This is a genomic window from Christensenella sp. MSJ-20, assembly GCF_044357945.1.
Classification (GTDB): domain Bacteria; phylum Bacillota; class Clostridia; order Christensenellales; family QAND01; genus QAND01.
Genome location: NZ_CP076563.1, coordinates 837,304 through 861,287 on the forward strand (window position 1 = coordinate 837,304; position 23,984 = coordinate 861,287).

The 23,984-nt window shown below is 55.9% G+C and carries 23 protein-coding genes and 1 other annotated feature; of the genes, 8 read left to right on the plus strand and 15 right to left on the minus strand.

Annotated elements, in window-relative coordinates; all coding sequences use genetic code 11:
• Window positions 1–27: 27 nt before the first annotated feature.
• Window positions 28–771: a class I SAM-dependent methyltransferase gene (locus tag KP626_RS04290; protein ID WP_395978671.1), complete on the minus strand. Its 744-nt coding sequence runs from the start codon at window positions 769–771 to the stop codon at window positions 28–30.
• A gap of 300 nt (window positions 772–1,071) precedes the next feature.
• Here KP626_RS04290 and KP626_RS04295 point away from each other — a divergent pair, with 300 nt between their 5' ends.
• The 6 genes from KP626_RS04295 (at window position 1,072) to KP626_RS04320 (ending at window position 6,718) form a co-directional block, all read left to right on the plus strand.
• Window positions 1,072–2,649 (plus strand): ABC transporter substrate-binding protein, encoded by a 1,578-nt coding sequence (locus KP626_RS04295; protein ID WP_395978673.1) that lies wholly within the window; start codon window positions 1,072–1,074, stop codon window positions 2,647–2,649.
• Window positions 2,650–2,704: 55 nt separating this feature from the next.
• Window positions 2,705–3,694, plus strand: coding sequence for an ABC transporter permease (locus KP626_RS04300; RefSeq protein ID WP_395978675.1), 990 nt, complete (start codon window positions 2,705–2,707; stop codon window positions 3,692–3,694).
• On the plus strand, window positions 3,691–4,515 hold the full coding sequence (locus tag KP626_RS04305; protein WP_395978677.1) for an ABC transporter permease: 825 nt from the start codon (window positions 3,691–3,693) through the stop codon (window positions 4,513–4,515). The genes KP626_RS04300 and KP626_RS04305 overlap by 4 nt, the downstream gene beginning before the upstream one ends.
• 10 nt (window positions 4,516–4,525) lie before the next feature.
• The gene (locus KP626_RS04310) at window positions 4,526–5,455 is read left to right on the plus strand and encodes an ATP-binding cassette domain-containing protein (RefSeq protein WP_395978679.1); all 930 of its coding nucleotides are present in this window, start codon (window positions 4,526–4,528) and stop codon (window positions 5,453–5,455) included.
• Entirely contained in the window at window positions 5,452–6,063 is a 612-nt protein-coding gene (locus KP626_RS04315; protein WP_395978681.1) for an ABC transporter ATP-binding protein, read from the plus strand. The genes KP626_RS04310 and KP626_RS04315 overlap by 4 nt, the downstream gene beginning before the upstream one ends.
• A gap of 61 nt (window positions 6,064–6,124) precedes the next feature.
• The gene (locus KP626_RS04320; protein ID WP_395978683.1) at window positions 6,125–6,718 is read left to right on the plus strand and encodes a hypothetical protein; all 594 of its coding nucleotides are present in this window, start codon (window positions 6,125–6,127) and stop codon (window positions 6,716–6,718) included.
• Window positions 6,719–6,802: 84 nt separating this feature from the next.
• Here the strand turns inward: KP626_RS04320 and KP626_RS04325 are convergent, their stop codons facing one another.
• From KP626_RS04325 to KP626_RS04380, 12 genes are all read right to left on the minus strand, one after another.
• Complete coding sequence (locus KP626_RS04325) at window positions 6,803–7,942, minus strand: hypothetical protein (RefSeq protein ID WP_395978685.1); 1,140 nt, start codon at window positions 7,940–7,942, stop codon at window positions 6,803–6,805.
• Between the two features lie 2 nt (window positions 7,943–7,944).
• On the minus strand, window positions 7,945–9,450 hold the full coding sequence (locus KP626_RS04330; protein WP_395978687.1) for an MBOAT family O-acyltransferase: 1,506 nt from the start codon (window positions 9,448–9,450) through the stop codon (window positions 7,945–7,947).
• 265 nt (window positions 9,451–9,715) lie between these two features.
• Complete coding sequence (locus KP626_RS04335) at window positions 9,716–10,489, minus strand: ABC transporter ATP-binding protein (RefSeq protein WP_395978689.1); 774 nt, start codon at window positions 10,487–10,489, stop codon at window positions 9,716–9,718.
• Complete coding sequence (locus KP626_RS04340) at window positions 10,486–11,367, minus strand: ABC transporter permease (protein ID WP_395978691.1); 882 nt, start codon at window positions 11,365–11,367, stop codon at window positions 10,486–10,488. The genes KP626_RS04335 and KP626_RS04340 overlap by 4 nt, the downstream gene beginning before the upstream one ends.
• Before the next feature lie 73 nt (window positions 11,368–11,440).
• On the minus strand, window positions 11,441–12,406 hold the full coding sequence (locus KP626_RS04345; protein ID WP_395978693.1) for an ABC transporter substrate-binding protein: 966 nt from the start codon (window positions 12,404–12,406) through the stop codon (window positions 11,441–11,443).
• A 142-nt stretch (window positions 12,407–12,548) separates the two neighbouring features.
• Window positions 12,549–12,784: a binding site (T-box leader), on the minus strand.
• Window positions 12,785–12,839: 55 nt separating this feature from the next.
• The gene (locus KP626_RS04350) at window positions 12,840–14,267 is read right to left on the minus strand and encodes a 4Fe-4S dicluster domain-containing protein (protein WP_395978695.1); all 1,428 of its coding nucleotides are present in this window, start codon (window positions 14,265–14,267) and stop codon (window positions 12,840–12,842) included.
• Window positions 14,268–14,421: 154 nt separating this feature from the next.
• Complete coding sequence (locus tag KP626_RS04355; protein ID WP_395978697.1) at window positions 14,422–15,591, minus strand: SpoIIE family protein phosphatase; 1,170 nt, start codon at window positions 15,589–15,591, stop codon at window positions 14,422–14,424.
• A 10-nt stretch (window positions 15,592–15,601) separates the two neighbouring features.
• Entirely contained in the window at window positions 15,602–17,263 is a 1,662-nt protein-coding gene (locus tag KP626_RS04360; protein WP_395978699.1) for a [Fe-Fe] hydrogenase large subunit C-terminal domain-containing protein, read from the minus strand.
• 4 nt (window positions 17,264–17,267) lie between these two features.
• Window positions 17,268–17,654: a thioesterase family protein gene (locus tag KP626_RS04365; protein WP_395978701.1), complete on the minus strand. Its 387-nt coding sequence runs from the start codon at window positions 17,652–17,654 to the stop codon at window positions 17,268–17,270.
• 5 nt (window positions 17,655–17,659) lie between these two features.
• On the minus strand, window positions 17,660–17,902 hold the full coding sequence (locus KP626_RS04370) for a (2Fe-2S) ferredoxin domain-containing protein (RefSeq protein WP_395978703.1): 243 nt from the start codon (window positions 17,900–17,902) through the stop codon (window positions 17,660–17,662).
• Window positions 17,903–17,941: 39 nt separating this feature from the next.
• Complete coding sequence (locus KP626_RS04375) at window positions 17,942–18,586, minus strand: redox-sensing transcriptional repressor Rex (protein ID WP_395978705.1); 645 nt, start codon at window positions 18,584–18,586, stop codon at window positions 17,942–17,944.
• Window positions 18,587–18,668: 82 nt separating this feature from the next.
• A complete protein-coding gene (locus KP626_RS04380) occupies window positions 18,669–19,337 on the minus strand; it encodes a trimeric intracellular cation channel family protein (RefSeq protein ID WP_395978707.1) in 669 nt (222 codons plus the stop codon).
• 217 nt (window positions 19,338–19,554) lie between these two features.
• Between KP626_RS04380 and KP626_RS04385 the strand changes: the two genes are divergently transcribed.
• Both KP626_RS04385 and bsh read left to right on the plus strand, forming a co-directional pair.
• Complete coding sequence (locus KP626_RS04385) at window positions 19,555–20,415, plus strand: metallophosphoesterase (protein ID WP_395978709.1); 861 nt, start codon at window positions 19,555–19,557, stop codon at window positions 20,413–20,415.
• A 136-nt stretch (window positions 20,416–20,551) separates the two neighbouring features.
• A complete protein-coding gene (gene bsh / locus KP626_RS04390; protein WP_395978711.1) occupies window positions 20,552–21,526 on the plus strand; it encodes a choloylglycine hydrolase in 975 nt (324 codons plus the stop codon).
• 159 nt (window positions 21,527–21,685) lie between these two features.
• On the opposite strand, the gene gap is transcribed toward bsh, so the two are convergent.
• A complete protein-coding gene (gap, locus tag KP626_RS04395) occupies window positions 21,686–22,690 on the minus strand; it encodes a type I glyceraldehyde-3-phosphate dehydrogenase (RefSeq protein ID WP_395978714.1) in 1,005 nt (334 codons plus the stop codon).
• A 168-nt stretch (window positions 22,691–22,858) separates the two neighbouring features.
• Window positions 22,859–23,980 carry an aminopeptidase gene (locus KP626_RS04400; protein WP_395978716.1) on the minus strand — a complete coding sequence of 374 codons (1,122 nt, stop codon included), beginning with the start codon at window positions 23,978–23,980 and terminating at the stop codon, window positions 22,859–22,861.
• Window positions 23,981–23,984: the final 4 nt, after the last annotated feature.

The window sequence follows — 23,984 nt, forward strand, 5'->3', positions numbered from 1 at the left end:
GAGCCGGAAATACAAAAAACCGCCGGATCAGCGATCCTTCCAATAGTGAAGGACGCACTCCGTCCGGGGATAGGGCAAATACAGCCGCCCCTGCCGCTCTACCAGATACCGGGGCGCAAGCTCCTCAATGGCCTGGGCATACTCCTCCCCCGCCCGCAGCTGGGCGCGGATGAAGTCCGCCGCCTCCCGGACGTCCGCCACCGGCTGTCCAAAATCCCGCTGAAAATGTTCGCACTCTACCCGGGCTCCCACTCCCTCCAACAGCCCCATGATGTGGCATCCGCGGCTGCAAGGCGTGCTCCGGGCAGGAAGCCCCAGCAAAGGAGGGATCTCCTCCATAAAGCCTCGATCCTCCCGGCGCAGCAGGATGATCCCCTCCCGGCCCGTCAGCTCCAACAGACGCTTTGCAGCGCTTCGGTTTTCCAATAGGAAGAATACATAGAGGGCCACCACCACGTCGCAGACCGGCAGCTCCCCCTGGGGAAAGGGCTGGTCCAGGGGCGTGATGTTACGGGTGCCCTTCTTCGCGATCCGCTCCCGCAGGCTGTCAAGGCCGGCCTGGCTGGTATCCACCGCCCAAACCTGCCGGCAAAGGGTAGCCAGATACTCCGAGCTGGCGCCCGGTCCGCAGCCCAGATCCAGCACGGTGTCCTCCGGCCGGATGATCCCCTCCACATACTTTGCCAAGGGTACCCTGGGATAATCCAAAAACGCGCAGGCGTCCAAATACCGCCGCAGGCTTTCAGGCGCCCAAAATTCCTTCTTTTCCATCCATCCGTTCCCCCAAATCCTGTTTGAATCCCTATCCGCAAAATTCGATAAAAAAGCTATCAGCCTCAGTATAATCCATTTCCTCCCGGCCAACAAGTGGAGGGGCGGATGGTGTCGAGGGACCCGAAGGAAGATTGACAAATCCACCCAAATCCGATAGAGTTGAAACAGCCCATGTCACGAAGGCATGGCCCGCCGCCGGATGTGCGGTTCTTTCTGCTTTCGATTCCGAATCCAATGCCACGAAGGTGTTGCGCGCAAGCCGCCCTCGTGGCAATTTTTCTGTCTGGAGGAAGTATTATGGGAAGAAAACGCATAGCCGCCTGTCTTTCGTTCATTCTGTGCCTGGCTCTTCTGGCGGGCTGCGGCGGAGGAACCCCCGCCGGCGCCCAAACCGGGGCAAAGGACTCCGTCGTTGTGGTGATGTCCCCCACCTCGGAGCCCGAAGCCGGGTTTGATCCCGCCTATGGCTGGGGCGCCGGAGAGCACGTCCACGAACCCCTGATTCAAAGCACCCTCACCATCACCACCGCTGATCTCAAAATCGGCTATGACCTGGCCACCTCCATGGAGGCAAGCCCCGATGGTATGACCTGGACCGTCACCATCCGGGATGACGTCTCCTTCACCGATGGCGAGCCTCTTACAGCCCAGGATGTGGCCTTTACCTACAATACCGTAAAGTCTGCCAGCTCCGTCAACGATTTCACCATGCTGGACCGGGCGGAGACCACGGACGATACCACCGTGGTGTTCCACATGACCCGTCCCTATTCCATCTGGCCCTACACCATGGCCATCGTGGGCATTGTGCCGGAACACGCCTACGATGAAGCCTACGGCCAGCACCCCATCGGCTCGGGCCGGTACATCCTCAAGCAGTGGGATAAGGGCCAGCAGGTGATCCTCACCGCCAATCCCGACTACTACGGGGAAGCCCCCATGATGAAGCAGGTGACCATCCTCTTTATGGAGGAGGACGCCGCCTTTGCCGCCGTAAAATCCGGACAGGCGGATCTTAGCTACACCGCCCCCTCCTACGGGGATCAGCAGGTGGAGGGCTTTTCCCTTCTATCGGTGGCCACCGTGGATAACCGGGGGCTCAACCTGCCCGCCGTTCCCCGGTCGGGGGACGTGGGCAACGACGTCACCGCCGATCCGGCGATCCGCCAGGCCATCAACCTAGGACTAAACCGGGAGGAAATGATCCAAAACGTGCTGAACGGCTACGGCACCCCCGCATATAGCGTCTGCGATAAGATGCCCTGGTTTAACGAGGATACCGTAGTTCCCTACGACCGGGAAAAAGCCCTTTTTCTCCTGGAAAGTGCCGGCTGGAAGGCGGGCAGCGACGGGATCCGTGTAAAGGGCGGGGTTCGGGCCGCCTTCACCATTCTATACCCCACCGGCGACTCCCTGCGCCAGGCCCTGGCCGCCGATACCGCCAACCAGCTTAAAACCCTGGGCATCGACGCTTCCATCGAGGGCGTGGGCTGGGATGTGGCCTATGACCGGGCACAGATGGACCCCATGGTCTGGGGCTGGGGCGCCCACACCCCCATGGAGCTCTACAACATCTATCACACCATGGAGGACACCGGCCTGGCTCAGTTCTCCCCCTACGCCAATGCCCAGGTGGACGCTACTATGGACAAGGCCCTCCGCAGCGCCGATCTGGAAACCTCCTACGCCCTGTGGCAGAAGGCCCAGAGGGATGGAGACGCCGGGATCAGTGCAGACCTCCCCTGGGTCTGGCTGGTCAACGTGGAACACCTGTACTGGGCCCGAGACGGCCTTACCGTGGCGGAACAAAAGCTCCACCCCCATGGCCATGGCTGGTCCATCGTCAACAACGTGGACCGGTGGAGCTGGAAGTGATCCCTTTCCCATGGGGAGGCCATCGCCCGCTTTCCCGCCCATTTGGACGATTGCTATGAAACGGAACCTGCTCTTTCTGTCAAAAAACCTGTTGAAGATGGCCCTATTGCTGCTCTGCGTCAGCATGGTGGCCTTCTTCCTCGTTTCCGTTTCCCCCATCAATCCCCTTCAGGCCAACGTGGGCCAAACCGCACTGGGCTCCATGAGCCCGGAGCAGATCCAAAAGCTGGAGGAGTACTGGGGGGTGGGCCAGCCTCCGGTGGAGCGGTATCTCGCCTGGGCCGGAGATGTTCTCCGGGGAGACATGGGCACCTCCCTTATCTACCGGCAGAGCGTGGCCTCGGTCATCGGCCAGCGACTCCAAAACTCCCTATGGCTGCTGATCATCGCCTGGGCCCTGTCGGGAACCATCGGATTTTTCCTTGGAGCGGTGGCCGGAGCCAACCGGGGCGGGATTTGGGATCGGCTCATCAAGTCCTATTCCCTCATAACCGCCAGCACCCCCGCCTTCTGGCTGGCCCTGCTGCTGCTCCTCTTTTTCTCCGTCTGGCTCAAAGTTCTGCCCATCGGCCTGTCGGTGCCCATCGGAATGGAGGCCTCCGCCGTCACCCTTCTGGATCGGGTCCGCCACGCCATCCTGCCGGCCCTGACCCTGGCCATCACCGGCGTCTCCAGCGTTGCGCTCCATACCCGGGAAAAGATGATCGACGTCATGGAAAGCGACTACGCCCTGTTCGCCCGGGCCCGGGGAGACAGCAACTGGCGCATCCTTCGCCGCCATGGGCTCCGCAACGTGCTGCTTCCCGCCCTAACCCTGCAATTCGCCTCGGTGGGGGAGATCATTGGGGGATCGGTGCTCATCGAGCAGGTGTTCTCCTATCCCGGCTTGGGCCAAGCGGCGGTAGCCGCCGGCCTGGGGGGCGACGTTCCCCTTTTGATGGGCGTCACCCTGGTCTGTGCCGGCCTGGTGTTTCTGGGGAATCTTGCCGCCAACCTCCTCTACGGCGTGGTGGATCCCCGCATGAAGGGGAGGGAAAGCCCATGAAAAAGCGCAGCCGCCGGAAGGCCGCCCTTTCCCTTTTGATCCTGTCCCTTTGTCTCCTGTTGGCCGTCACCTTAGCCGGCGTCCTGCTGCGGGACGCCGCTATGGAAACGGATTTCGCCCGGAAAAACCTGCCGCCCTCCCTCCGCTACCCTTTCGGCACCGACTGGATGGGCCGGGATCTTTTCGTTCGGACCCTCTGCGGCCTGTCCATGAGCATCCAGATCGGGATCATCACCGCCAGCGTCAGCGCCGTAATCGCCTTTCTGCTGGGATCCGCCGCCGCGCTGTTGGGCCGGGGCGCCGATGCCGCCGTCTCTTGGCTCATCGACCTTATGATGGGAATCCCCCACATCCTGCTGCTGATCCTGGTTTCCTTCGCCTGTGGAAAAGGATTCTGGGGGGTGGTCATTGGCGTAACCCTCTCCCACTGGATGTCCCTCAGCCGCGTCATCCGGGGGGAGGTGCTACAGCTCCGGGAGAGCGGCTACGTGCAGGTGGCGCAAAAGCTGGGCATGGGCCGCGGATACATCCTCCGGCGGCATATGGTCCCCCACCTGTTCCCTCAGTTTATGGTAGGGCTGGTGCTGCTGTTCCCCCACGCCATCCTCCACGAGGCCAGCGTCACCTTCCTGGGGTTCGGCCTCTCCCCCGAGCAGCCCGCCATCGGCGTCATCCTATCGGAGGGGATGAAGTATCTCATCATGGGCCAGTGGTGGTTGGCGGTGTTCCCCGGCCTTGCCCTGGTGCTGGTGGTACTGCTGTTCGATCTGGTAGGAAGCACCCTAAGAAAGCTGCTGGATCCCGCCAGCATCCACGAGTAAGGAGGCGGCTATGGAACGTCCCATTCTAGAGGTAGAGCACCTCTCCCTGTCCTTTACCCAATACCGTGGCCTGTTGGGCCGGACACAGCTTCCTGCCATTTCCGACCTAAGCCTACGGATTCATCCGGGGGAGCTGGTGGCGGTGGTGGGAGCCAGCGGTTCGGGAAAAAGCCTTCTGGCCCACGCCATTTTGGGGATCCTCCCCTATAACGCCAGCCTGACGGGCGCCCTCTTTTACAACGGCGCTCCCCTGACCCCCCAGCGGCAGAAGGCCATCCGGGGAAAGGAACTGTTGCTGGTCCCCCAGAGCGTCTCCTATCTGGATCCTCTCATGAAGGTGGGCCCCCAGGTGCGCAACGGCCGCCGGGATGAGGCCGCCCGAAACCGCTCCCGGGCGGTGCTGGCCCGCTATGGCCTGGATCCACAGGTGGAGGAACGCTATCCCTTCCAGCTATCGGGGGGGATGGCCCGGCGGGTGCTGATCTCCACCGCCGTCATGGAACAGCCCCGGCTGGTCATCGCCGACGAGCCCACCCCCGGCCTCCACCCCCAGGCGGCCCAGCGGGTGCTGGGCCATTTCCGGGAGCTGGCGGATCAAGGAGCGGGGGTACTGCTCATCACCCACGACCTGGAACTGGCCCTGACGGTGGCCCACCGCATCGTGGTGTTCTACGCCGGCACCACGCTGGAAGAGGCCCCCGCCTCCGCTTTTCAGGAAGACAATACCCTGCGCCACCCCTATACCCGGGCCCTCTGGCGGGCCATGCCCCAACACGGCTTTCACGCCCCGGAGGGCAGCCTGTTCTCCCCGCAAAACCAGGAAGAGGGATGTCCTTTCCGGCAGGGCTGCCCTGAAGCCAGGGAGGACTGCGCCGGCTCCATCCCCTACCGCCAGGTGGAGGGTGGCTACGTCCGGTGTATTGGGGAGGTGGCGCCATGACGCTGTCGGCAGAAAACTTGGGGTTCCGGTATGGGGATGGATCTCCCATCCTATCGGGCTTCAATTTCACCCTTATAAGCCAGGAGCGGGTGGGGCTCATGGCCCCCAGTGGCTTTGGGAAAACCACCCTGTGCAAACTGCTGGCGGGCTATCTCGTCCCCCAGGAGGGGCGGATCCTCCTGGACGGCGTCCCCCTCTCCCAATACAAGGGGCCCTGCCCGGTACAGATGATCTGGCAGCATCCCGAGCTGGTGGTCAATCCCAGAATGCCCCTAGGGCGTACTCTAGCGGAGGGGGGAAAGCTGGATGCCAGGATCCTGACGGGATTGGGTATCCAACCGTCCTGGCTCAGCCGGTATCCCCGGGAGCTGTCAGGAGGAGAGCTGCAGCGGTTTTGTATCGCGCGAGCCCTGGGATCCCAGACTCGATTCCTTCTGGCCGATGAGATCAGTACCATGCTGGACCTTATCACCCAGGCGCAGATCTGGAACTTCCTCCTTGCGGAAACCGCCGCCCGGAACATCGGCCTTCTGGTTGTCAGCCACTCCCCTTCCCTCCTGGACCAGATCTGCACCCGCACGCTGGACCTAACAAAAAAGCGTCCATAACGCCCGCTTTTTCCCCTTTTGCTGTGTTAAAATAGAAAAAACGGCAAGAGGAGGGATCTCCATGGCCAACTCCATTCAATACAAGCTCTATCTCCCTCCGGGGTTTTTGGATAAACGCATCAACGAGCAGGTGATCTTCGATTTCGTGGATCAGGTGCGCCACTATTCCGTCTGGCGGCGGGGCGACCCACTTCAAAAAGAGCCGGATTTCGTCTGTGATGGGGAGGGGTTGGAGGTCACTTTCGCCTCGTCGGATTACTCCACCCGGAACTTTATCGGGGATTTCTGCGATGGCGTCTACTCCCCCTTGGAGGCCCAGGAGGACCATACCCAATACATCCAAAACGCCCTGGAGCGCAAAGCAAAGAAAACCTATGCCACTCCCCGCACCTCCCTTGCCATCCTCTGTATGCTGGAGCTGTTTTGCTGGACGGAGGCGGTTTTTATCCAAGACCCGGCCATACAGGGCCAAAAAAGGCGTTTTCTGGACAAAATCGCCCAGAATTACCTGGGCGTCAACCGCTTTTATCATATCTATTTGATCCTTCCCGGCCTCATGGCCGATTGGTATGTCCTGGACGTAACATCAAACCAAACCCAGCGGGTCAAGGCTCCCTCCCACGCCGATCTCCCCTATTTTAGAAGAACCCGATAGCATTCATCTATACATCATGATTATTTTATTCATTTTATAAAACCAAGGGGAGCGCAACGCGCTCCCCTTGGTTTTTCAAACTTCTCACCTTTTGTTAAGCAACCGAACCCGTTCCCAAAACGGGTCGGATTCCCTCGCGTTCAGCACATCCTCATTATACCGCTCAATTCCTTGATTCCACCAATCCACCAGGTCGGCGTCATCCGTTCGAGGCGCTATGTTGTAATTCTCCACAATATAATCCGACAAAAAATCCGACAGCTTTTGCATCCCATAAGCATTCAGACGTTCGCCAGTCGTAGAGTAAAAATCGGTATCCAAGTCAAAACCATAAGATTGAAACTCCACATTGAAGTCCAGAAACGGCACATCATACTCGTCCGCCAACTGCGCAACCGCTTTATGCTGTGCATCATTCCAATAACACCCTGAAGGGCTTTTGACAATTAGCAATTCGATCTCATTCGTCTCGCATAATTCTTTTATTTTTATAAAATATTCAAAAACCCTCTTTTCAATTGGCGATGCAACATTTGATGTTTTCATATACTCTCTATCAGCCTCGTATTCAGCATGTTCAAATACCGGTACACCTCCTTTGGTTGCATACGCTCTCCCCTCTCGCCAATACTTATAGTCTCCTTCTCCAATCTCATTCCATCTTGAATGATACCTTAGAATTGGAAATACATAATTTACATAATTAAATATTGGCTCTATTCTTTCTTCCTCATGCTCTTTTCTCCATTCCTCTTCAATGGTAATAAATGTATCGATCAATCTAATTTTATTCCCAGAAAGGCGCATATAATCTGCAGAACGGCGATTATAATATTCACTTGGCGCCTTACCGTTTCCATAGGTAAAAAACAGTGCCTCCAATACTACAACTTTAGGTTGTTGATAAGCCAATGCTTCTTTTAAATAGTAATACGAAGTCCAAATCTCTTGATCGGAAGATCCAAATCCATAACTTGTTATTCCATACTTTTCCCATAAAATCAAGGGATTAAATGCATTATACATATTACAAGAACCTAATACTAAAATATCCAAACTGTCTTTTGGCTCTTCATAAAATCCTGCCACTTGTGCAGTCCCTGGGCTATTTCTATGTCCAGTTTCATATGTCCACTTTGGTTGGAATATCTTTCCGCCAAAAAACAAAAGGATTAAAACCAATAAGGAAAAACAAGCTATCTTCAGGCTTTGCGTTTTTGTCATCGTTAAAAGCCTCCATAGATAAAGTCCGAAGCCACATAGCCCTGGCCATAAATTCCATAAACCACAACGACCACAACTCCAGTCAAGTAGATTGGCCTCCGCACTATCATCGGCATCTGGGCAATTTTTTCCCTGATACAATACTTTCTTTGCAGGATATCAACTGCAACCAGCACCAGGGTAAAGACACAAAGCGCAATGAAATCGCTGCTGTTCAACCCTAATTGGAACAACGTTTGATCGGAAAAAATCCATGGATTATCCAGGGGGAACATATTTCTTACATACTCGATTCCCCCTCTTAACCCTGCCATTCTAAAGAAAATCCAAGCAAAGGAAACCAGTGAAAAAGTGATCAGCATTTGAAATGCTTTTCTGCATCGATGACGCATCGCATATTGTTCCACTGGCAGATTGGATCCCATACCCAGGCGTTTTGCAATCCATTCCCTGGGCGTTTTCAACATCTGTCCTAACACCTGGTATACCCCGTGGAGTAATCCCCAAAACATAAAATTGAGTCCAGCCCCATGCCAAAGCCCACTGATAAAGAAAACAATCACGATATTGAGATATTTTCTCCAAGTCCCCTTCCGATTTCCTCCCAAGGGAATATAAACATAATCCCTCAACCAGGAACTAAGGGTCATATGCCAGCGGCGCCAAAAATCCGCGATAGATGTAGCGAAATAGGGCTGACGGAAATTATGGGGCAGCTCAATCTGCAGGGTTTGAGCCGTACCGCGAACAATATCCACGCAACCCGAAAAATCGGTATAGATCTGAAGGGAATAGCAGATCGCACCAACCAATAGAACAAAGCCGCTGTATTCACTATAATTAGAAAATATATGATTGACCAGATAGGCTACCCGATCCGCAATCACAAGTTTCTTGAAGAAGCCCCACAACATCAATTGAAGGCCAAACGTAAACTGAGTATAGTCAAATTTCTTTTTTCCCTTCTCGGAAAAAAGGCTGTCCTCCAAAGGTGCATAGCGAAGGATGGGCCCCTGCAAAATACAAGGGAAAAAGCTGACATACAATGCGTATTTTGCCAGATTCCGTTGCGCCGTAATCTTTCCATGGTATGCATCCACGCAATACGCCGCCACAGTAAGGGTATAAAAGGAGATTCCCACCGGAGCAATCATGTCAAATAGCGGCAACTGAACAGGGATTCCAAGCTTACCCATAGCCCTACTAAAAAGCGATGCACAAGCCGCGTACTGTTTGATAAAAAACAGCAGTCCAAGGTTTAACAACAGCCCAGCAATAAGCCAAAGCCGTTTTTTCCCTTTTTTCTCCTCTCTTTGCATCTGAATCGTAATAAAATAAGAGGTAAGAATACTAAATCCAAGAAAGATAAAATAACGCAGGTCAAAGGTGGAATAAAAAAATAGGCTAACTGCCAGCAGTACCCATGGTTGCATCCTTTGCGATACCAGATAGTAAACGATAACCGCAAAAAACACCAACAAGAGGTAGGGAATGGATGTTAAGCTCATAGGCATTCTCTCCCATCAGCAACGCATTGTTTGTTTAAAATGTATACTTTTCTTATCATGCCCAAAGAACAGAAAAAACCCCAATATTGTTGGAGTTTTCTAATAAAATAATCATATTTATATATGGTAAAAAAAGTATAAGATGTTGTGATGATACCATATAGCAAAACACTTGTGCAAGCCGTGCAAATCTACCCCATAAAACAGAAGGAGCGGAATTCCGCTCCTTCTGTTTTATTCATTTTTTCCGGGAACAGCTCACGTCTTAATTTCCGCACTCGATGCTGATCTCGTTAAACAACCCCAGAAGATCCTCCACCCGGGTGGCCGCTTTTTCTCCGTTCCGACGATCCAGGATGGCCGCTCCCTGATGCATCATGACGATGCGGTTGCCGTATTCGATGGCATACCGCAGGTTATGGGTCACCATGATGGTGGTCAGATGCTTCTCCCGCACGATGCGGTCGGTAAGCTCCATGATGGTTTCCGCCGTGCGAGGATCCAGAGCGGCAGTGTGCTCATCTAGAATGAGAAAATCGATGGGCGTCATGGTGGACATAATGAGGGCCATCGCCTGGCGCTGTCCCCCCGATAGGGAGCCCACCTTAACGTTCATCTTATCCTCCAACCCCAGATTCAGCTGGCGAAGGTGCTCCCGATATTCCTCGGCCCGTTTTCGGTTGGTCCCCCGGGCAAGTCCATAGGGACGTCCCTTATTATCGGCCAGGGACATGTTCTCCAGTATGGTCATAGAGGGGCAGGTTCCCATGGCGGGATCCTGATACACCCGGCCAATACACCGGTAGCGCTTAAAATCCTTGCGATGGGTAATGTCGTCCCCATCGATGAGGATCTTCCCCCCATCCACGCCGATGTTGCCGCAGATGATATTGAGCATAGAGGTTTTACCGCTGCCATTGCTTCCCACCACCGAAACGAAATCCCCATCCAGGATATCCAGGTTGAAGTCGTCAAAGAGACACATGGCGTCCACCGTACCGGGGTTATAGATTTTTTTAATCTGCTGAAGTGAAATCAAGCCGGTTCCCCCTTTCGATCCATCCAGTTCCCCGCGATAAGAATCACTAGAAACAGCACGGCGGTCACGAGTTTCATATCGTTGGCCGACATGCCGAAGGAGATGGCCGCCGCCACGCAGCCCTTATACAGGATGCTGCCCAACACCACAGCTGTGGTAGCCTTGATGAAGGTCAGGCGTCGGAAAAGATTGATGCCGATGATCACCGACGCCAATCCGATGACGATGGCGCCGGTGCCCATCTGAATTTCAAAAAACCGCTGCTGCTGGCACATAACACTGCCGGATAGGGCGATCAGCCCATTGGCAATTGCCAGTCCCATGATCTTGACGGTGCCCTTGTCCCGGGCGAGGGATGTAACCACCGCATCGTTGTCCCCAACCGCCCGAAGCAGATACCCCGCCTTGGTCTTTAGAAACAAATCCATCAAAAGCTTTCCGATCATCGCCACTGCCAACACGATGATCAGCGTCTTATAGGGAGCCAAACCGCCCCCGAACACTCCATCCACAAATCCGTTTTTGAATAGCGTAGTCATACCAAAAAGGGGCACGTTGGACATCCCCGCAATGTGCAGGTTGATGGAATACAGCGCCGTCATGGTGATGATACCAGACAACAGATCCCGCACCCGGCACTTCACATGGATCAACCCCGTTACCAGGCCTGCCGTCGCTCCCGCCAAGAGGGATACCCCCATGGCCAGGACGGGATTGCCGCCATTTGAGATCATAGTAGCGGTGATGGCAGCTCCCAGCGGAAAACTACCATCCGCCGTCAAGTCAGGAAAATCCAATATTTTATAGGTAATGTATACCCCCAGAGCCAGGATGGCGTAAATCAGCCCCTGTTCCAGGGTTCCGATGATAAGATCCATAAACCCCTTCCCCTTTATAGCCGGATGGGCGCCGGTGGAAAAATTCCAGCGGCGCCCCAGCGGCAACTGATATTTACTGTGCTACGTCGGTAGCCCGGGACATCATATCCTCGGGAAGCGTCAGGTTCAGCTCCGCCATCACGTCGCTGTTGATGGTAAGCTGACTCTCCTTCAGCACCTCATAGGGAATCTCGCTGGCCTTGGCCTCACCCTTCAAAACTTTAGCTGCCATGCGGCCGGTCTGTTTGCCCAGGTCGATATAATCGAGACCCTCTGCGGCCACACATCCCAGCTTTACCTGCTCGATCTCGCTGCCAAACACGGGAATGTTCTTTTCCCCAGCAGCATCCAGGATCACGGGCAGAGCGCCCACCACGGTGTTGTCGGTGAGATTGCTGATGCAGTCCACCTTGGTGACCAGGTTATCCACGGCAAGAGGCACATCCGCCTGGGTGGCCACTCCCGTATCCACGATCTCAAAGCCATAGTTAGGAGCCAATTCCTTATAGGTAGCGATGGTGGAAATGGAGTTGCTCTCACTGGTAGTATACAGAATGCCGATTCGCTTGGCATCGGGCATCATGGCCCGGATGAGCTTCAGCTGATCCTCCACCGGCAGCATATCGCTGGTGCCGGTGATGTTCCCCTCGGTGAGCCCGGCCAACTCTACATCGGTGATAGCGGTAAAGACCACCGGAATGTCGCTTCCTTCAGCGGCGTTATAGGCGGCCTGGGCCATGGGCGTGGCGATGGCGCAGATCAGATCCACCTTATCGCTAACAAAGGCCTGGGCAATGGTGTTGGTGGTGCTGCCGTCAAAGTTGGCGTTTTGATACTTTACGGTGAGATTTTCTCCCTCCACGATGCCTTCCTCAGCTAGGCCCAGCAGAAAGCCCTCCCGGCAGTTATCCAGGGAGCCGTGGGGGCCAAACTGCCCAATGCCGATGGTGTAATGGTTTTCTGCCTTTTGCCCGCCGCAGCCGGTGAGCATCAAAGCGATGGTGAGTACGGTGCAAAGAATCGCAAATACCTTTTTCATCATAAATCCTCCCAAGAAATCAATTTTATTTTTGTGGTCTTGTTGTTCCATAACATCCTTTTGCGCCCGAGGCGCCACCAATCCGCGCTCAACGCGACCACCTCCCTTTCCTTAATAAAAAAAGTCCCAAGCATCTTGCGATGCTTGGGACGAAATACCTTCGCGGTGCCACCCAAATTGGTCCAAAGACCCACTCTGCCGCATACCATCATATGCGCTCCGATGATAACGGCCCGGATCCCCGTCGGCGCCTACTATGATCTTCGGGCCGCCCTCAAAAGTCCATTCACCTTCGGGCTCCATACCGCAATCCCACCGCCTGCGGCTCTCTAAGCTGGAACCGGTTGAAAGGCTACTACTCTTTCTCCTCGGTTTCTTTTCTGTTGTTGTGTGTTATCGTAGCACAGCGTTTTTACCCTGTCAACCCCCGATTTTATAGAATCTGGATGGCGTCCTGAATGGTCTTTTCCAGGGCTTCCCTGCCGTACTGGTCCACCTGAGACTTGTCCTTGGCTCCATGGGTCAGGCATCCAGCGCCGCCGATACATCCGCCTACGCAGGCCATCCCCTCGATAAAATTGCCGTTCAACACCTTTTTGTTGGCTTTCAAAAGAGCCAGACGACATTCCTCAATCCCATCACAGGCCACCGGCTGGTAGGAAAAATCCTCGATGCCCCGCTCCGCTATGGCCTCTCGGACGGCATCGCTAAGTCCGCCGCTCCGGGCAAAAATACGCCCATAGTAGGAAGCGTTGTCCAGTACGTCCTCGGGCAGCTCGCTGAGCTCCATATCCTGGCTGTCGATAAGGGCCTGAAGCTCCTCAAAAGTCAGCACGCAATCCACGTAAGGCCGGACTTCCTCCCTCTGCGCTTCCATCTTTTTGGCCATGCAGGGGCCGATGAACACCAGCTTAGCGGTAGGATCGGTGCTTTTGATGTACTGGGCGATGGTTCCCATGGGGGATAGGTTGTGCGAAATATGCTCCTTTAGCTGCGGAAATTCCTTTTTGATATAATCCACAAAGGCGGGACAGCAGGAGCTGGTCAAAAACCCTTTATCCACCAACTCTTGAGCCTCAGCGTAGGCCACCATATCGGCCCCCAAGGCCACCTCCACCACGTTAAAGAACCCCAGCCGCTTGATGGCGGTAATCACCTGGCCCAGCTTTGCGTAAGTAAACTGGCTGGAGATGGAGGGCGCCACGATGGCGTACACCTTATAGTTCCGGTTGTTATCGCTCTTTTTGATGAGATCGATGGCGTCCAGGATAAAGGATTTATCCATGATGGCTCCAAAGGGGCACTGGTACGCGCAGGCGCCGCAGCTGATGCACTTTTCGTTGTTGATGACCGCCACATCGTTTTCGGGGTCCATGGCAATGGCGCCGATTTTGCACGCCTTTTCGCAGGGACGCTTGCTGTTCATGATGGCACTGTAAGGACAAACCCCAGCGCACCGGCCGCATTCCACGCATTTCTGGGGATCGATATGGGCCTTTTTCTGCCGTGGGTCAAAGGAGATGGCCCCCACCGGGCACACCGATGCGCAGCGGTGGGCAATACAGCCCCGGCAGCTATCGGTGACGGCATAGCTGCTGACAGGGCATTCGTCACAGGCGATGTCGATGACCTCTATGACATTGGGGTTCTCCCGATTGCCGCCTGTGGCCAGCTTCACCCGCTCGGCCAGAATGGCACGCTCCTTATATACGCAGCAGCGCATGGTGGGCTTAGGCCCAGGGACAATGGTCTTGGGAATATCCTGAACGGCCTCCACCAGATCCCCGGCATAAGCGTGCCGGGCCACTTCCTTTAACACCTGGTATTTGAGGTGCTGTACTTCGGTATCAAAGATTCTCACAACGCTTTCCCCTCTCCCCGGCGAGCAGTGCCCGCTTCCGTATTGCGCGCCTTCGGTGCGCCCTGTTTCCATGACAAACGCCTTGCCGCTGGCCAGCATAATCGTATAACTTCCGTAGCTTTTCCTCGGCATGTCCCCAGGCTCAGCCTGGCCGCTAGAAATAGCTGACTTTGATCTGCTTTCCCATCTGCTCCAGGCACCGGGCCAGCTCTTCAATGAGGTTGATCTTGATGGCAAAGGTGATGGGCAGATCCGGGTTCTGGTGGGCCGGATTCATGGCCCGCCCCACAAAGAAATTGATGTCGGTGGCTTTCTGGAACAGCTCCCGGCAGATAAGGCTGGCTCCATCCCGCTTGGTGCTCCAGGCCGGCGTCAAATCCTCTCCGCTCAGATAAGCCTTGGCATATTCCAGAACCTTGCTGATGGTAATGACCCCTTCCGTCACCAGATCCACCCCCTCGATAGCGCTGATGGGAGGGATCTCCGGATCCAGATAATCCAGCTTTGGATCCACCGGTTTATTCAGATACCGGGACACGATCTTGCTGGTGGTGCCGCCGCAGACGATTTTCTCTCCCTCCTTGGCAAAGAAGAGGTTCATCATCTTGTTATCGTCGGCAGGGTCAGCCGGCGGCCCAATGACCAGGTTCACTTGCTGGCGCTGGCGGATCTTTACCGCCGCCACAGTGGTATCGTCCCCCGGATGTTCCGCATACAGCTGATTGCAGGCGTCCACGATGAGGGAAGCGATCACCTTGGCGGAGAGGTTGTCGGAGTAATTGCCCTCGGCATACTGGATGATACTATCCCGCTGCCAGCCAAAGTTGATCTCCTGGCCTACCCCCGCGTAGATGGCGCCATCGCTCATGGCGATGAGCACATCCTCCTCCATAAGGGGAAAACGGCTTTCATAGATGGTCTTTCCGGATATCTCCCGGCTGGTGCGGGGATACTCGTAGTTCTTCCCGTTCCTGAGGCAGATGACCATGGGGTTATCAAACTGGATCAGCTCCACCTCGGTGTTGTCGCTGATGCGGATGATGGTAAAGGTGGAGTACGCCACCTTGCGCACACTGCAGATGGGCAGGGTGCTGGCCATGGTCTCCACGCAATCGTCCACCGACATGCCGCTGTCGATCATGGTACACAGGATCTTGCTGGTCAGGGTGGACAGGATGTTCGCCTTTACCCCGCTGCCCAGCCCATCGGCCAGCACCAGGGTGGTCACCCCGTTTGTAGTGGCCATTTCCACCCGGTCGCCGCAGAGCTGCTCCCCAAATTTATTGATGCTGGCATAGCCGGTATCCGTCCAAAGATTGTTCATGGAGCGCACCTCACTTCTGCAGGGTCTCTTTCAAGTTGCTTAGGGCGATCTTGGTCTCGGCGGCGGTCTCCCCCAACAGGGAGGCGATCTCCTGCACCACCCGCATCTGCTTGTCGATGACCTTGTCGGTGATCTCCACCGTCTGTTGCCGCAGCTCCCGGTTTTCCTCCTGAACCTGCTCCTGCTCTGTCACATCCCGCATGAAGCTCACCACGATATGGTACCGCTTGTCATAGACGATGGTCTCCTCCACAAACTTCTTGTACTCGGCGATGTAATGCCGCTTGTTATACACGTTTTTGCCGGTGAGCACCACATTGAGATAGTCGGTGGGAGAGAGCAGCCGGATCACCGGCTCATGCAGAATATCATTGGGGCTCTTGAGGTTGAACATCTCGCAGGCAGCGGCATTGATCTGCTCCACCACCAGATCCTCGTTAAGCACAAAGATGCCATTGGGGCTATTGCCAATGATCTTATCCGAGAAGGACTCCGCCTTCTCCTTCAAATAGGGCAGGCACATGGTAAGGTCCGCCTTCCCCTGGCATACGGCAATGGCCTTTTCCCGGCAGGTGTTATACCCACAGGTGCCGCAGTTGAGCTCATGCTCCGGCAGGGTCTTGCCCATTTGGGCCAAAACCTCCCGGATGGCGTCGTTGCCGGGCATCCTCTGATGGATTCCCAGATACGCGTGTTCCTTGTGGAGATCTTCCAAATCACAGGCAAAATCGGCTTTTCCACCGTATTCCACCACCTTCATGGCACCGGATACCCGGTGCTGGCCATGCTCCCGGATACAGGGACCGTTGATACAGCTGCCCTCACAGGCCGACATTTCGATAAAGACATTTTGCAGGCGGCCCTCCTCCAGCTCCCGGAAGGCGGCCACGCAATTCTCCACTCCATCGATGGCGATATAGTTGAAGTTTTGGGCGTGGTCCATGGATTTCAGGATCCCGCCGGTAGTGGGGAAGAACCGGGCCCGTTTCCCTTCCTGGGTCTCCCGGGGCGTCCGCTCAAAGGAGATATCCTTTCGGGCCATCCACTCCCGCAGCTCGTCAAAGGTGAGAACGATATCGGTATGCGCCGAGCCTGCGGCCTCGTCCTTTTTGCTGATGCAGGGTCCAATAAACACCGTCACAGCGCCGGGATGCTGCTCTTTCATGAGCTTGCAGTGGGCCTGCATGGGGGAAAGCACGTCGGCCAAGTAAGGCAGCATGGTGGGATAGTATTTCTGAATCAATAGGTTGATGGAATGGCAGCAGGAGGAGATGATGGCCCGGTGCTTTCCGCTGTCCACCAGCTTTTGATATTCCCGCTTGACCAAATCCGCGCCGATGGCGGTCTCCTCTGCGCCGGCAAACCCCAGCTTTATCAGGGCCTTTTCCATCTCTGCGATGCCCGAAACGTCGAAATCCGCAATAAAGGAGGGCGCTACGCTGGCATAAACCGGTTTCCCGGCATTCATGGCCTCCTCCACCAGATGGATATCATCGCGGATCTCCTTGGCGTTCTGCGGACAGGTCACAAAGCACATGCCGCAGAGGATGCACTCGTCCGGCACAATCTGGGCCTGGCCGTCTCCAAACCGGATGGACTTTACCGGACAGTGGCGGATGCACTTATGGCAGTTTTTACAATTGGCTTTTTTCAGCTGCAATACATCGTTCATGGGCTCAACCTCTTTTTTTGTTTGCCTTTTCCAGGAACCGCTGATTCTGGATGACGACCCGCTCATGGGTTCCCTCTCCAATGACGCCGGCCCCGTCATAGGCCGTCACGGAAAACGTAAGCCGCCGCCCCGCGACCTCGGTCAGGCGGCTTTCACACCAAACCCGCTCCCCCAGAGGGGTGGCGGAACAATGCTGAATGGAAAGGGCGGTGCCTACCGTGCCAAAACCGGGCTCCAGTTCCCCCGCCACACTGTCCATACAGGCTCCTTCCATCAGGGCCGCCATGGCCGGCGTGGCGTAAACCATCAGGGTACCACTGCCCAGAACGGCAGCGGTGTTGGCCTCCGTCACCCGATCCTCCCGGTATCCCTTCAATCCAATCTCCAACATCGCCGTTACACCTGGCTGGCGATGTACCGGTCGAAGATCTGCTCAAAGTTCTCCTTGTTGACCCCGCTGATGATCTCGTCCTCCACCTTGATGGACACTCCGTCAGTGCATTTCCCTAAGCAGAAAGCGGCGGACAGGTTGACCTTTTCCTCCAAGCCCCGGTCCCGGAGGGCGTCCTTCATCAGCATGATGATGTCATAGGACCCCTTAAGATGGCAGGAACTCCCCACACAAACGTACACGTTCATAGAAAAACCTCCTAGCGCTGTATTTTGCTCAATCCACGTTCAGGACATCGAAAGCCGTTCCTCCAGGCGGGTGGATAACACCGCCAGAGAGGCCGCGATGTCCTCATTTTGCACGATCACATCGTCGGGCGCCGTCAAATGGACCGGCGCAAAGTTCCATACCGCCAAAACACCGCAGGCCACCAGCTGATCGCAGACCGTCTGGGCCGCCGGCGCCGGCACGGTGATGATCCCCAGCCGGGCTTTCAGCCGCCTGCAAAGGGAGGCCAACTGCTCCATGGGATACACCTCCCGCCCGTCCTCCAAAGGGGCTGGGTGGGCGTCAAAGGCGGCGATGATGTTCAGCCCATAGTTGGAGAATCCTTCATAGGATAACAGGGTCCGGCCCAGCTGGCCCACCCCCACCAAAACCGCGTCCTTGGCGTTGTTATAGCCCAAATACTCCTCTAAGTCGGAGATCAGCATCCCCAGGGGGAACCCGGTTTTAGGGCGGCCGCTGGCGCTCACAGCCGCAAGATCCTTCCGCACCTGGACGGCATTCAGCCCCATATCCATGGCAACGGCCGAGGCCGAAATATATTCCGCCCCCTCCCTGCGCTTACCCCGCAGATAATTGAGATATCCCGGCAGACGCTGCAAGGTGGGCTTGGGCACGCTCTGCCCTCCCGGCACGGCTCTGTTCATCCCCATCCTCCAATCGATATTTTTTTATCGATATAATTATACTGATTGTTTTGCCCCGCGTCAATCGTCAGCGGGCAAAAACTCAGTCCTTTTCCTTTTGGCCGCCCCAGTCCGCCACCGGCAGGTTCCAACGGTACCGGGCAGCCAGAAAGCGAATCAGGATGATCACGGCGGCAGCGGTGATCATGGCCACAAAGCCCTGCATCCTCCGCCAAAGCAGCACATAAGCCAGGGCGCCCAGGATGGAAGCGCTGGCATAGACCCGCTTATACAACACCACCGGGGTGACCCCTGCCAGCACATCCCTGAGGATACCGCCCCCCACCCCGGTGACGACCCCCACGAACACCAGAAGAAAGCCGTTGTCCCCATGGCCTCCCTGGATGGCGGTGTTGACCCCGATGACGGTGAACATCCCAAGACCGATGGCATCAAAGGCGTTGATGGCCTTCCAGTACAAAGCACGTATCATCGCCCGGTTTCGAAAGGGAACCCGTCCAAGATAGGCCACCAAAAACACCAGGAGAGCGGTAGCCGTTGCCACCGCCACATAGAGGGGATTGCGGAACATAACGGGAGGGACGTTGCCTAAAAGCAGGTCTCGCAGCATACCGCCTCCCACGGCGGTGGTGATGGCCAGAAGCCATACGCCAAATACATCCATCCGCTTTTCGATTCCCACCATGGCCCCAGAAAAAGCAAAGGCCACGGTGCCCACCAGCTCGGTAATGAGGATGACGGTCTGCTCCATAGCGATCCCTCCTATTCCTAGAAAGCTCGGTCGATTCCAGCCGAAACCGCTCTCATTTTATCGAATCTTCCCGCCAAACACAACCGGGATTTCATGGGGATTTTCCGCCATCTTTCCCTTGCGGTAAAAGGCGCTGTCAAGGCCCCTGTGGTTGTGGTATAATATCCGCCAGAACCAAATTCCCAAAGCAGCGCTTTCCGGGGAAAAGGAGTTACCCATGAAAAAAGGCAGCGGAAGAAGGGGCGGGCTGGGCATCGTGCTGTTGGCTCTGCTGGCCCTTTTGATTGGATATTTGATCTGGGAAAACAGCGGATTTTCCGTTACCGATTACACCTACCAAACCCGTTCTGTACCGGATGAGCTGGACGGCATGAAGATCCTATTGCTCACCGATCTTCACAACAAGGAGTTCGGGGAGAACAACGAAGCGCTTCTGGACGCTATCCGGGAAGGAGCGCCCGATCTCATCGCCATCACCGGCGATCTTATCAGCCGGAACGACACCGACCTTGCCCCCGCTGTAAATCTGGCCAAGGCCTGTACGGAGATCGCCCCGGTGTACTATGTCACCGGCAACCATGAAAGGCAGTCCTCCCTTGGCGCCCAGCTCATCGCCCAGCTGGAGGAGGCCGGCGTGACGGTTCTCATGGACGAGGCCGCCACCGTTTCCTATGGGGAGGGCAAGCTTTCCCTCTGGGGCATTTCCGACGACCTCCAGGCCTATGAAAAGGAACACCCCCAGGAGGAGCAGCTCTCCTTCACCCTGTCCCGGCTGCGGCTGGAGGGCAACCAGCGTTTTCGCATTCTTCTTGCCCACGAGCCCCAGTTTTTCTCCACCTATGCCAAAAGCGGCGTGGATCTGGTCCTCAGCGGCCATACCCATGGAGGGCAGTTCCGAATCCCCCTCATCGGCGCCGTCTATTGCCCCGACCAGGGCTTTTTCGCTAAATATCAGTCCGGGGTATACACGGAGGGGGACACCACCATGTATCTCAGTCGGGGACTGGGCAGCAGCACCATCCCCTTCCGCGCCTTCTGCCGGGGGGAATTGGTCTTTATCACCCTTAAGGCAAAGTGAGCAACAATAGCAAATCCTTTCTTGTTGAAAGCCGCAGCAAAGAGCTGCGGCTTTCCTTTGCGTTCAGTGAAACGCGGATCGCGCGTATAACATCCAGCGGAAAAGGCACAAACTGGATCAACGGAGGTGTTTTTTTATGTGTACGGCGGCAACCTATCAAACAAAGGATTTTTACTTCGGAAGAACGCTGGACTACGCATTCTCCTATGGAGAGGAAGTCACCATAACGCCCCGCAAGTATCCCCTTCCCTTCCGGAGCATGGGAAAGCTGGACGATCACTATGCTATGATTGGCATGGCACATGTGATCGAGGGATATCCCCTCTACTATGATGCGGTAAATGAAAAAGGGCTGGGAATGGCCGGGCTCAACTTCGTGGGCAATGCGGATTACAAAGAGCCTATGGCAGGCAAGGACAACGTGGCGCAGTTTGAGCTGCTCCCATGGATCCTGGGCCAGTGCGCCACGGTAAAACAGGCGCGGACGCTGTTGGAAAAGCTCAATCTCGTCAATACCCCCTTTAGCGAAAAGCTGCCCCCGGCTCAGCTCCACTGGCTGATCGCAGACCGTCACGGATGCATCACCGTGGAATCGGTCAAAGAGGGAATCCGGATCTACGACAACCCCGTGGGGGTTTTAACAAACAATCCGCCCTTTGACCAGCAGATGTTCCAGTTAAACAACTACATGAATCTCTCCCCCAAGCCCCCGCAAAACCGATTTTCCCCCAAACTGCCGCTGCAAGCATACAGCCGCGGCATGGGCGCTCTGGGGCTTCCCGGGGATCTATCCTCACAGTCCCGGTTCGTACGGGTAGCCTTTACCAGGATGAACGCGGTATCCGGGGATTCCGAAGCGGAAAGCGTCAGCCAGTTTTTCCACATTCTGGGCTCGGTCGACCAGCAAAGAGGCTGCTGTGAGGTTGACCATGGCAGCTATGAGATCACCATCTATACCTGCTGCTGTAACGCCGATCAGGGAATCTATTATTACACCACCTACGATAATCACCAGATTACCGCGGTTGACCTGCGCCATGGGGATCTGGACGCAGGCGATCTGATCCGCTATCCCCTGATTTTGGGAGAGCAAATCAAACGGCAAAACTAAGGCTGGCCTTTCTGGAAAAGCTGCGCAGGCTCTCTCCATCCTGTGCTTCCCACCAAGACGTGCCATTGTTTTCCCTCACAGCAATCCAATGCCAGCCTTCGCGCTTTCCAGCAGATAAAAAAAGAGACCTCCTAGGAGGCCTCTTTTTCTTTGATTTTCTTATTTCACGGTGGACATGTGGATCATCAGATCGCACAGCTTGTTGGAATAACCCCACTCGTTGTCATACCAGGCAACCAGCTTCACAAAGCGGTCGTTGAGGGCGATACCAGCGCCGGCATCGAAGATGCTGGTGTGGGGATCGGTGATGAAGTCGCTGCTAACCACAGCCTCGTCGGTGTAGTCCATGATGCCCTTCATCTCGCCGGCAACGGCGGCCTTCACAGCGTCGCAGATCTGCTCATAGGTAGCGGGCTTGGAGAGCCGGCAGGTGAGGTCAACCACGGATACGTCAGCGGTGGGAACCCGCATGGACATACCGGTCAGCTTGCCGTTCAGCTCGGGGATAACCTTGCCCACGGCCTTGGCAGCGCCGGTGGAGCTGGGGATGATGTTGAAGCAGGCGCCACGGCCGCCGCGCCAATCCTTCTTGCTGGGGCCGTCAACGGTCTTCTGGGTAGCGGTAACAGCATGGATGGTGGTCATGAGGCCCTCTTCCAGACCGAAGTTGTCATGGATAACCTTAGCCAGGGGAGCCAGGCAGTTGGTGGTGCAGCTGGCGTTGCTGACGATGTCCATGTCGGCGGTATAGGTGTTGTTGTTCACGCCCATAACGAACATGGGAGCGTCGGCACTGGGGGCGGAGATGATAACCTTCTTGGCGCCGCCCTCGAAGTGCGCCTTGGCCTTGTCGGTGGTGGTGAAAGCGCCGGTGGACTCCACGATGTACTCAGCGCCGCACTCGGACCACTTGATCTCGGCGGGGTTCATGCAGGCATACACGGCGATCTCCTTGCCGTTGACGATGAGCTTGCCGTCCTTGGCGGAAACCTCGCCGTCGAAGCGGCCATGCACGGTGTCATACTTGAGCATGTAGGCCATGTACTCGGCATCGATGAAAGGATCGTTGATGCCCACTACGTCCAGCTCGGGTTTGGCGCAAGCAGCGCGGAACACCAAGCGGCCGATCCGGCCAAAACCATTGATACCAACTTTGATTGCCATTGTTAGTTCCTCCTAGCATTTTATTGTCATATTGTGTAATGAGAAAGTTTGTGCAACCTTTCACTTACATTCCAGGTTCTATCTTATCGCCTTTTTAAAATTATGGCAATAGTTTCCCGCTAAAACTTGTTTCATTATTCGGTTTTCTCCCGCTTTTTTGAGGCCCTCTCATCCCCTCGCCAGGGTTTGGGGATTCAGCGCGCAGAGGCTCTCCTCCACAAAGATTCCTTCCCGTCGGATCAGCTTGCCGTCAAAGTAGATCTCTCCCCCGCCATATTCCGGGGTCTGTATACAAACCAAATCCCAGTGGATGGCGCTCTCATTGCCGTTGGGGGCCTCGTCATAGCAGGCGCCCATGGCAAGATGAAAGCTGCCGGCGATCTTTTCATCAAATAGGGTGCTGAGCATGGGCCGGGAAATAGCCGGGTTTACCCCCAGGCTGAACTCCCCGATGTACCGGGCGCCGGGGTCCAGATCCAACATCCGATTGAGCCGTTCATCGTCGTTACAGGTAGCAGCGACGCACTTCCCCTCCTGGAAGGTCAGTCGGATGTTTGAAAACCGAAATCCGTTCTCCACGCTGTCGGCATTGAACGCAACGGTGCCGTTGACGCTTTCCCGTACCGGCGCGGTAAACACCTCTCCATCCGGCACGTTATAGATGCCGTCGCATTTCACCACCGGAATCTCCCCGATCTCAAAGGATAGATCGGTACCCGGCCCCTTGATCTCCACCCGGCGGGTCCGCTCCATCAGGTCCGCCAAGGCATCCATCCCTCGGCTCATAGCCTGGTAATCCACACAGCAGGCCGAAAAGAAGAAGTCCTCAAACTCCCCCGTGGACATGCCGGCGTTCTGAGCCGCCCCCGGGGTGGGATATTCCACCACCACCCAGCGGGTGCCGTTCCGCCGCATGATCTCGTCCATCACCTTCCAGTGATGGGTCCGGTATAGGTTGGTTTTCTCCTGAGGCACGTCCATCATGTCCAGAGCGTTGTTTCCGCCGGCAAAGGAGACGTACCCCTGCATCCGTTCCATGCGGCGGGCGTCAAATTCCGCCATGGCCTTTATCATTGTTTCGTTCATGCCCTGGTGGATCAAGCTGGTAAGCCGCGCGGTAGAGAGATTCACAAAGGGCCTCCCGCCCCGATGATACACCGCTTCGATCAAAGCACAAGCCATATCCCGGTCGTAGTCCCGTAGGTTGAGAAGAATGTTGTCCCCGGTCTTCACGTCCATGGAATGCTCCACCAGGACTTTGGCCAGCGCGTCGATTCTAGGATCCCGCATGGCG

Excerpts from the sequence above, each read along its gene's own strand:
- KP626_RS04365 (WP_395978701.1), bottom strand. The coding sequence starts at position 17,654 with ATGTTGGAGATTGGATTGAAGGGATACCGGGAGGATCGGGTGACGGAG.
- KP626_RS04295 (WP_395978673.1), top strand. The coding sequence starts at position 1,072 with ATGGGAAGAAAACGCATAGCCGCCTGTCTTTCGTTCATTCTGTGCCTG.
- KP626_RS04360 (WP_395978699.1), bottom strand. The coding sequence starts at position 17,263 with ATGAACGATGTATTGCAGCTGAAAAAAGCCAATTGTAAAAACTGCCAT.
- KP626_RS04355 (WP_395978697.1), bottom strand. The coding sequence starts at position 15,591 with ATGAACAATCTTTGGACGGATACCGGCTATGCCAGCATCAATAAATTT.
- KP626_RS04305 (WP_395978677.1), top strand. The coding sequence starts at position 3,691 with ATGAAAAAGCGCAGCCGCCGGAAGGCCGCCCTTTCCCTTTTGATCCTG.
- KP626_RS04380 (WP_395978707.1), bottom strand. The coding sequence starts at position 19,337 with ATGGAGCAGACCGTCATCCTCATTACCGAGCTGGTGGGCACCGTGGCC.
- KP626_RS04400 (WP_395978716.1), bottom strand. The coding sequence starts at position 23,980 with ATGCGGGATCCTAGAATCGACGCGCTGGCCAAAGTCCTGGTGGAGCAT.
- bsh (WP_395978711.1), top strand. The coding sequence starts at position 20,552 with ATGTGTACGGCGGCAACCTATCAAACAAAGGATTTTTACTTCGGAAGA.
- KP626_RS04310 (WP_395978679.1), top strand. The coding sequence starts at position 4,526 with ATGGAACGTCCCATTCTAGAGGTAGAGCACCTCTCCCTGTCCTTTACC.
- gap (WP_395978714.1), bottom strand. The coding sequence starts at position 22,690 with ATGGCAATCAAAGTTGGTATCAATGGTTTTGGCCGGATCGGCCGCTTG.
- KP626_RS04300 (WP_395978675.1), top strand. The coding sequence starts at position 2,705 with ATGAAACGGAACCTGCTCTTTCTGTCAAAAAACCTGTTGAAGATGGCC.
- KP626_RS04385 (WP_395978709.1), top strand. The coding sequence starts at position 19,555 with ATGAAAAAAGGCAGCGGAAGAAGGGGCGGGCTGGGCATCGTGCTGTTG.
- KP626_RS04290 (WP_395978671.1), bottom strand. The coding sequence starts at position 771 with ATGGAAAAGAAGGAATTTTGGGCGCCTGAAAGCCTGCGGCGGTATTTG.
- KP626_RS04340 (WP_395978691.1), bottom strand. The coding sequence starts at position 11,367 with ATGGATCTTATCATCGGAACCCTGGAACAGGGGCTGATTTACGCCATC.
- KP626_RS04370 (WP_395978703.1), bottom strand. The coding sequence starts at position 17,902 with ATGAACGTGTACGTTTGTGTGGGGAGTTCCTGCCATCTTAAGGGGTCC.
- KP626_RS04320 (WP_395978683.1), top strand. The coding sequence starts at position 6,125 with ATGGCCAACTCCATTCAATACAAGCTCTATCTCCCTCCGGGGTTTTTG.
- KP626_RS04325 (WP_395978685.1), bottom strand. The coding sequence starts at position 7,942 with ATGACAAAAACGCAAAGCCTGAAGATAGCTTGTTTTTCCTTATTGGTT.
- KP626_RS04330 (WP_395978687.1), bottom strand. The coding sequence starts at position 9,450 with ATGAGCTTAACATCCATTCCCTACCTCTTGTTGGTGTTTTTTGCGGTT.
- KP626_RS04375 (WP_395978705.1), bottom strand. The coding sequence starts at position 18,586 with ATGAACAGAGCCGTGCCGGGAGGGCAGAGCGTGCCCAAGCCCACCTTG.
- KP626_RS04315 (WP_395978681.1), top strand. The coding sequence starts at position 5,452 with ATGACGCTGTCGGCAGAAAACTTGGGGTTCCGGTATGGGGATGGATCT.
- KP626_RS04345 (WP_395978693.1), bottom strand. The coding sequence starts at position 12,406 with ATGAAAAAGGTATTTGCGATTCTTTGCACCGTACTCACCATCGCTTTG.